Genomic DNA, 7,957 nt, shown 5'->3' on the forward strand with positions numbered 1-7,957 from the left:
CAGAACTGATCATCAGTTCTGATCGCACCCGCGGACTCCCTCGTCCCAGGTCACGCAGCCGGCGCTGCGTTAGAATGGCCGGCTGCCAAGGCCGTTCGCCCGCTCGTCGGGGCGGGGTCGTCCGGTCGGAAGGTCGACCGACACCGCCGACGCCAGGCGGCCAAGCGGATGACCAAGCCGCCGCCGCGCCGCTGCCAGATAACCCCCAGCCCGAAGACCCACCGGCCGAACGCACCATGAACCTGCATGAAATCCTCCAAGTGCTGACGGCGCATGACCTGAAGCAACTGCGCACCTTGACCCCGATCACCGACCGCTCCGCGCGCAAGGGGGACCTGGTCGCCGCGCTCGCCGACTTCCTGTTGTCCGGCGATCTCGGTCTCGTCTGGGGGCGGTTGTCGGAGTTGGAGGTCCAGGCCATCGCCGAGGCGGTCCATTGCTGGGGCGGGTCCTTCGACGCGGTCCGCTTCGGGGCCAAGTACGGGGCGGTGCCGGGCCACTTCCAGTCGCGCTCCTGGTCTTCGCTCAGGTCCGACCGGGATGCGGGGCCGCCGAGCGTCCTGCCGCTCTTCTTCTATCAGGGCGAGATCCCGGAGGACCTGCGTCCGCGCCTGGCCGCGCTCACCGCGCCGCCGATGGAGCGGCCCATCGCGACCCTGACCAATGCGCAGTTGCCCGCGACCCTCCCGTCAATGACCCGGGAGGCGGATGGGTCCGAACCGCTGCGGCGCGTCGATACCGAGGACCTGGTGCGGCATGACCTGCCGGCGGTGCTGCGCCTGATCGGCCAGGGTGCGGTCGCGGTCGGGGCCAAGACCGGGCTGCCGGGCAGTGCCGCGGTGGCGCGGCTGGAGGCGGTCCTGCTCGGCGGCGACTGGTATGCCGCTGGCGACGATCAGGGTGCCGAGCGCTGGGCCGGCGGGTCCATCCGTCCGATCCGCCCCTTCGCCTGGCCGCTGTTGCTGCAGGCCGGGGGGCTGGCGAAGCAGGAGGGCGGCAAGTTGACCCTGACCGCCCGGGGTAACAAGGCACTGTCGCAGCCGCTTGGGGAGATCGTGGCCCACCTGTTCGAGCGCTGGCAGCTCAAGGGTGCCCCGGACGAGCTTCGCCGTGTGGACCTGATCAAGGGCCAGACCGCCAAGGGTGCGCGGATGAGCGCGCCGGCCGAACGCCGCCAGGTGATCGCCGCGGCGCTGCGCGACTGCCCGGTGGGTCTGTGGATCGACATCGACGAGTGCTTCCGGCACATGCAGGCCCGCGGCCACTCCTTCGCGGTCACCGACAACCCTTGGGGTCTGTATCTCTGCGATCCCCAGTACGGCAGCCTGGGGAGGGGATTCGCGATCCTCGAGGCGCGCTATTGCCTGGCCTACCTGTTCGAGTATCTGGCCACCCTCGGTATGATCGACGTTGCCTACACTTTGCCCTATTTCGCGCGGGCCGACTATGGCGACGCCTGGGGCACCGACGAGCTCCAGTTCCTCAGCCGCTACGACGGGTTGCGATTCATCCGCATCAATCCGCTCGGCGCCTTCTGCCTGGGTCTGGCCGGGGATTACCGGCCGGCAGCGCAGGAACGGCGGCCGCTCTTCGCGGTCGGTCCGGACCTCGGGCTCACCCTGCTGCGCGCGCCGGAGCCCGGGGAACGGCTGCTGTTGGAGCGGGTCGGCAAGCCATCGTCGGCGGACCTCTGGGTCCTGGACCCGGACGCGGTGCTGAGCAACAGCGCCGACCCGGCCGAGCGCGACCGGATCCGGGATTTCATCGAGTCCGCGGCGGACGCGGCCCTGCCGCCGCAGGTCCGTCACCTGCTGGACAGCGTCGGGGAGCGCGCCGGCGCGCTCGTGGATGCCGGACCCGCGCGCCTGATCCGGTGCCGTGACCCCGCCATCGCGGCGATGCTGTCGTCCGACCCGGTCACCGCGCCCAACTGTACCCGCGCCGGCGAGCGCTTGATCTGCGTCCCGGAGCCGAAACTTGCGGCCTTCCGCAAGGGGCTCGCCAAGCTCGGGTTCGTGTTCCCGGAGACCGCCCGTGGCTGATCCGCGGACCCGCTACGACGCCCTGAGCCCGGACGAGCAGCGCATCCTGCGCGTGCTGTCGGTGGTCTGCGAGCCGGTCGGCCAGACCAGCGTCCAGCAGGTCCTGGACGCCCTGGGCTGGCGCGGCCAGGACGGCGCGCCACTCTCCCGGCTGATGGGCAAGCCATTGCGCGAGCGGCTGCTGCGCGAGGGGCTCATCGGGCAGCGCCAGAACAATCTGACCTGTCACCCGGACCTGCTCGAGCCGCTGACCCGCGAGAGCGTCGCCGACGGGACCTTCGCTGCCATCGCCAAGGCGGCGGAGCGCATCATCCCGACCGCAAAGACCCCGAGTTGGGTGCAGCCCAGCGAGGAGCGCCGCTTGCGGATGCTGCGCGTGGCACTCTATGCCGGGCAGGAAAAGAAGGTGCTGGAACTGCTTGGGCTCACCGGCAGCGAATCCGCAAGCCAGGTCCGTTTCTCCCAGGTGACCCTGCTGGCCCAGGTCTGCACGCGCTCGCCGGACCCGGCCTGGCTCGCGACCCTGGCGCCGCGGGTCCTGATCCTGGCCCTGTGCCCGCTCCTGCGCGAGTCGGCGCTGGATCTCGTCGCCGACCCCGCCACTTACGCCGTGACGGAGCGCCTGCTGATGCCCCTGGTCGCGGCCCATCCGGACGCCGCCGAGTGCCTGGCCGAGCAGCGGCTGCTGCGCGGCCTCGTCACTGAGGTTCCTGCCCTGCTCGCCGGGCGCGGCGATCCGGCGGCCCTGACCCTGCACGGCTGGCTGTGCTTCCTGCAGGGCGACTATGCCCAGGCCATCGAGCGTTTCGAGGCCGCGGAACTGGCCATCCGCAAGCTGACCCGCAAGCGCAACCTCTATACCCCTGGCATCCCGGGCGTGCTCTACCTGATGGCCTTGCTGCGCCGGGGTGGGCAGGGGGGCGGGCGGGCCGACTTTGAGTTGGTCGGCAAGCAGGTGGCGCTTTGTCTGCGGGCCAACGTGACCGATCCGGTTGCTTACGCCTATCGGCTGATCGGCGACCTGGCCGCGGTCCTGGGCGGACAGATGCGATTGCAGGAGAGTGCCTGGTTGCGCAATACGCTGACCGTGCAGGGTGCCTTTGCGATCCTGTGTCAGGCCCTGGCGCTCGGCTGGCTCGGTAAATCCTTGTCGCCGGTTGCGTTGCAGGCCGTCGCGGACTGCGCCCGCACGGCGGCCAAGGCCGGGCTCGACTGGTACGCGCACGAGGCCCTGGCCGCGTTGCGGGCCAGCGGTTTCAAGGGTGAACTGCCGACGCTGGGCGAGGTGCCGACCGGTCTGGTCCTGATGACCGGACTGCTGACGCCCAAGCCGGCCTGGGAGCTGGCGCTGGAGGCCCTCAAGGGGCTCGGCGCCCAGCCGGCCGCGGGCGAGACCGGCGCCGGGTCCGCGCCGGAACCCGACCAGCGCATGGCCTGGCTGCTCGATCTGCACGCGGACTGGGTGACCCTGGACCCCCGGGAGCAGAAGCGCATGAAGCGCGGCGGCTGGACCCAGGGCCGTGCCGTGTCGCTGATGAAGCTCGCCGAGGAGACCGACGGCTTTCCCTACCTGACCCCGCGGGACCGGGCGATCCTCGCCTGTATCGTCAAGGAGCAGGAGCAGACCTGGTATGGCAGCCAACTGCGTACCGTCTACCGGCTCGATCTGGACCGCGCCCTCCTGGCCGCCGTCGGCCACCCGGTGGTGATCCGCCCGACGGCCCCCGATACCCCGGTGGAGTTGACCCGCGGCGGTCCGACCCTGGCGGCGGTGCGGCGCAGCAAGGACATCCGCGTCAGCATCGAGCCCTTCCCGCCCGCGGACCGCACGGTGCTGCCGGTGGCCGAGTCGCCCCAGCGCATCCGGCTCGTGGAGTTCGACGCCAGACACCGGCAGATCGCCCGCATCCTGGGACCCGAGGGGCTCCTGGTCCCCAAGGGTGGCGAGGCGCGGCTGCTGGAGGGGCTGACCGCGGTGGCACCCATGCTGACGGTCCACTCGGACATCGGCGGCGGTGCGGCCGGCAGTGCCGAGACGGTCCCCGCCGACCCCCGCCCGCACCTGCATCTCGCCCCCAGCGACGCCGGCCTGAGCCTGGAACTGCATGTGCACCCCTTCGGCGACACCGGCCCCGAGCTGCGGCCGGGGCAGGGCGGCGCGACCCTGTTCACCGAGCGTGCCGGCCAGGCCGTGCGCTGCACCCGCGACCTCAAGGCCGAGTTGGCCGCAGCGCTGGAGGTTTCCGCGCGCTGCCCCGAACTGGCCGGGGGCGACGGCTGGAGCTGGCACCTGGACGACCCGGAGCAGGCCCTGGGCGCCCTGGAACAACTCCACGCACTCGGCGACGCGGTGGTGCTGGACTGGCCCCAGGGCAAGCGCATCGCGCTGAGCGCCGAGGCCCAACTGGGCCAGATGCGCGTGGCGGTCAAGAAGCAGGGGGACTGGCTCGCCATCGGCGGCACCCTGACCCTCGCCGACGGCCGGGTACTCGCCATGCGCGAGCTGCTGGAACTGGCGGCGGCGGCCCGCGGGCGCTTCGTGCAGTTGGGCGAGGACGACTTCCTGGTCCTGAGCCAGGCCCTGCGGCGGCGCCTCGAGGGCCTGCGCGGACTCACCGAGGCCGGGCGCTTCCATCCCCTGGCGGCCCCGGCCATTGCGGAGCTGGTCGAGGGCATGGAGGTCGAGAGCGCACCCGTCTGGAAGGCGCTCCTGGCGCGCCTGGCGGCCATGCGCGACCTGGAGCCGGCGTTGCCCTCGACCCTCCAGGCGGAACTGCGCGACTACCAAACAGAGGGTTACCGCTGGCTCGCCCGGCTCGCCTACTGGGGCGCCGGGGCCTGTCTCGCCGACGACATGGGGCTCGGCAAGACGGTCCAGGCCCTGGCCCTGATCCTGGCGCGGGCGCCCCAGGGCCCGACCCTGGTGCTGGCGCCGATGTCGGTCTGCGCCAACTGGGTCGCGGAGGCGCAGCGCTTCGCCCCGACGCTGCGGCCCCAGCGCTTCGGCCCCGGGGATCGCGCCGCGGTGCTGCAGGAGGCCGGCCCCTTCGATCTGATCGTCTGCAGCTACGGGCTCATGCAGAGCGAGGGCGAGCGCCTGGCCGCGGTGCAGTGGGAGACCATCGTGGCCGACGAGGCCCAGGCCTTCAAGAACACGCTCACCAAGCGCTCCCAAGCCATCATGCGGCTCAACGGCGGCTTTCGCATGATCGCCACCGGCACCCCGATCGAGAACCATCTGGGCGAGATCTGGAACCTGTTCCAGTTCATCAACCCCGGCCTGCTTGGGTCACTGGAGAGCTTCAACCGGCGCTTTGCGAATCCCATCGAGTTGAACAAGGACCAGGGCGCCCGGGCGCGGCTGCGCCAACTGCTGCGGCCCTTCATCCTGCGCCGGTTGAAAAGCGAGGTCCTGGCCGAACTGCCGCCGCGCACCGAGATCACCCTGCGGCTCGAACTGAGCGAGGGCGAGATGGCGTTGTATGAAGCCATGCGCCGCCAGGCGATCGAACGGCTGGAGCAGAGCCCGGAGGCCAACCAGGGCCAGCAGCGGATGCAACTGCTCGCCGAGATCATGCGGCTGCGCCGCGCCTGCTGCCATCCCCAACTCGCCCTACCCGACAGCGACCTGCCGAGCGCCAAGCTCGACGCCTTCGCCGAGATCGTCGAGGAACTCCTGGAGAACCGGCACAAGGCCCTGGTCTTCAGCCAGTTCGTCGACCACCTGCGGCTCATCCGCGCGCACCTGGACGCCCGCGGCATCCGCTACCAGTATCTCGACGGCTCGACCCCCGAGACCCAGCGCCGCGCCGCCGTCGCCGCCTTCCAGGCCGGGGAGGGCGATCTCTTTCTGATCAGCCTGCGCGCCGGCGGGGTGGGGCTCAATCTGACCGCCGCCGACTATGTGATCCACATGGACCCCTGGTGGAACCCGGCGGTCGAGGACCAGGCGTCGGACCGCGCCCACCGGATCGGACAGGAGCGGCCGGTTACCGTCTACCGGTTGGTGGCCAAGGACACGATCGAGGAGCAGATCCTCAAGCTCCATGCCGCCAAGCGGGATTTGGCCGACGGGCTGCTGGAAGGGGCCGGGGACGGGGGGAGGTTGAGTTATGCGGATATGCTGGCGTTGGTGCGGGGGGTGGAGGGGGACGGTTGAGGCCTGCCGGCCTCGATCATCGTTCCGGCCACCTCCCGGATGGAGTCCAAGGCTTCAGCCTTGGAGGGGCAGAACCCAGGCGGATATCGACTGGGCGCGGGGCTATGCGTTTTTGGACAAGGAGTTGCACCAAGTCACCCGGCAGGCGAAGGTCGGGCGGCGCTATGCAGACAAGCTGGTCAGGGTCTGGCGTCTGAGCGGTGAAGAGACCTGGGTGCTGGTGCATGTGGAGATCCAGGCACAACCGGAAGCGGCGTTTTCCGAGCGCATGTTCGTCTACTATTACCGACTGTTCGACCGCTACCGGCTGCCGCTGGCAAGTCTCGCGGTGCTGGCCGACACGCAGGTGGATTGGCGACCTTGTGAATACTGGCGGCGGCTCTGGGGCTGTCGGGCCGGGTTGGAATTTCCGGTGGTCAAACTGCTGGACTACCGGGGCTGGGAGGACGCCCTGGCTGCCAGCGACAACCCGTTTGCCTTCGCGGTGGCGGCGCACCTGGCGGCACAGGCGACCCAGGGCGATCCGTCGGGGCGCCTGGCGTCCAAACTGGCGCTGACGCGACGGCTGTACCGACACGGACTCAGCCGCCGGGATGTGGTAAACCTGTATGCCTTTGTAGACTGGCTGCTGGTGCTGCCGGAGGCGCTGGAAACGGCGTATCTGGAGGACATCCAGCAGTTGGAAGAGGAGATCAAAATGCGATACGTAACCAGTGCGGAGCGGATCGGGATTCGCAAGGGGATCGAATTGGGCCGGGAAAAAGGCCGCCAGGAAGGCCTGCAAGAGAGTCGGCGCGAAATGCTGGAACACTTACTGGTGGTCCGGTTTGGACCCTTGCCCGAGGTCTTCAGGGCCCGGTTGGTGGAGGCGGAATCCGCGCAACTGTCCGCTTGGTTTGAGCGGGCGCTAACGGCTGATTCGTTGGAGGCCGTATTCGCTGCTGCTTGAGCAGTGCCTTCCTCCAAGGTGCCTTGACCATCGTTCCGGCCGTAGGGTGGACAAGCGATAGCGCACCGAATCCCGCGCCGCCGCGGGTGGACTGCGCTGTGCTTATCCACCCTACGACGCGACGATGCCCCATGGCCGGAAATTTGACCAAGGCCCGTCAGCGCCTCGATGCCTGATTCCCCGGGGGGGCCACCGTTGGCAGATTGCGTCCGCGCCGATCATCCGTTCTCGTCTGCCAATTTCGCCCGCACGCTGGCCAGCTTCTCGGCCATCCGCTGCGGCCGATCAGTGCGCGTGCCGAGCGTGACACTGGTCGAGATGCGCGGCACGCCCATCCCGTGCAGGGTCTCATGACAGCGCCTGATCGCGTCCATGACCGCCTCCCATTCGCCCTCCAGGTTGGTGCCATTGGCGTGCATCTCATAGGTCAGCCCGGTCGCTGCCAGGACGCGTTCGCAGGCCGCCACGTAGCCTGACAGCGAGGTGCCGGTGCCGATGGGGATGAGGGTGAATTGGGCGATGACGTTCATTGGTTGCCTCTCATTGATTCGTTCGATTGATTCGTTCCGCTCGTTACCAAGCTCCGCTTGGTAACGGCAGTCCGGGAAGCTCTGCTTCCCGGCGCCTGCGGTGGGGGGCTTCGCGCGGACTCGCGAAGCTGGAGCCTTGGGGAATTGGTTCACCGAATACCCGGTTCCATCTTATGTTGCGTACTGACCCCAACGGGGTCGAACATACCAGCCCAGGGCAACGCCCTGGGATAGCGTCGGTTGATCGGGCCAGCCCTGAAAGGGCGTGACATAAGGG

Annotated in this window: 4 protein-coding genes; 3 read left to right on the plus strand and 1 reads right to left on the minus strand. The window is 69.4% G+C overall.

Annotated elements, in window-relative coordinates; genetic code table 11:
• Nucleotides 1–236: 236 nt before the first annotated feature.
• From QZY48_RS13615 to QZY48_RS13625, 3 genes are all read left to right on the plus strand, one after another.
• Nucleotides 237–2,042: a hypothetical protein gene (locus QZY48_RS13615; protein WP_295431485.1), complete on the plus strand. Its 1,806-nt coding sequence runs from the start codon at nt 237–239 to the stop codon at nt 2,040–2,042.
• Nucleotides 2,035–6,201 (plus strand): DEAD/DEAH box helicase, encoded by a 4,167-nt coding sequence (locus QZY48_RS13620; RefSeq protein ID WP_295431488.1) that lies wholly within the window; start codon nt 2,035–2,037, stop codon nt 6,199–6,201. Before QZY48_RS13615 ends, QZY48_RS13620 begins: the two co-directional genes overlap by 8 nt.
• A gap of 124 nt (nt 6,202–6,325) precedes the next feature.
• A complete protein-coding gene (locus QZY48_RS13625; protein WP_295431489.1) occupies nt 6,326–7,150 on the plus strand; it encodes a cytosolic protein in 825 nt (274 codons plus the stop codon).
• A 218-nt stretch (nt 7,151–7,368) separates the two neighbouring features.
• Here QZY48_RS13625 and QZY48_RS13630 read toward each other — a convergent pair whose 3' ends face one another.
• On the minus strand, nt 7,369–7,680 hold the full coding sequence (locus QZY48_RS13630) for an MTH1187 family thiamine-binding protein (RefSeq protein WP_295431491.1): 312 nt from the start codon (nt 7,678–7,680) through the stop codon (nt 7,369–7,371).
• Nucleotides 7,681–7,957 lie beyond the last annotated feature (277 nt).

Origin of the sequence: uncultured Thiodictyon sp. (assembly GCF_903828115.1) — a bacterium.
Taxonomy (GTDB): domain Bacteria; phylum Pseudomonadota; class Gammaproteobacteria; order Chromatiales; family Chromatiaceae; genus Thiodictyon.

Excerpts from the sequence above, each read along its gene's own strand:
- QZY48_RS13615 (WP_295431485.1), top strand. The coding sequence starts at position 237 with ATGAACCTGCATGAAATCCTCCAAGTGCTGACGGCGCATGACCTGAAG.
- QZY48_RS13630 (WP_295431491.1), bottom strand. The coding sequence starts at position 7,680 with ATGAACGTCATCGCCCAATTCACCCTCATCCCCATCGGCACCGGCACC.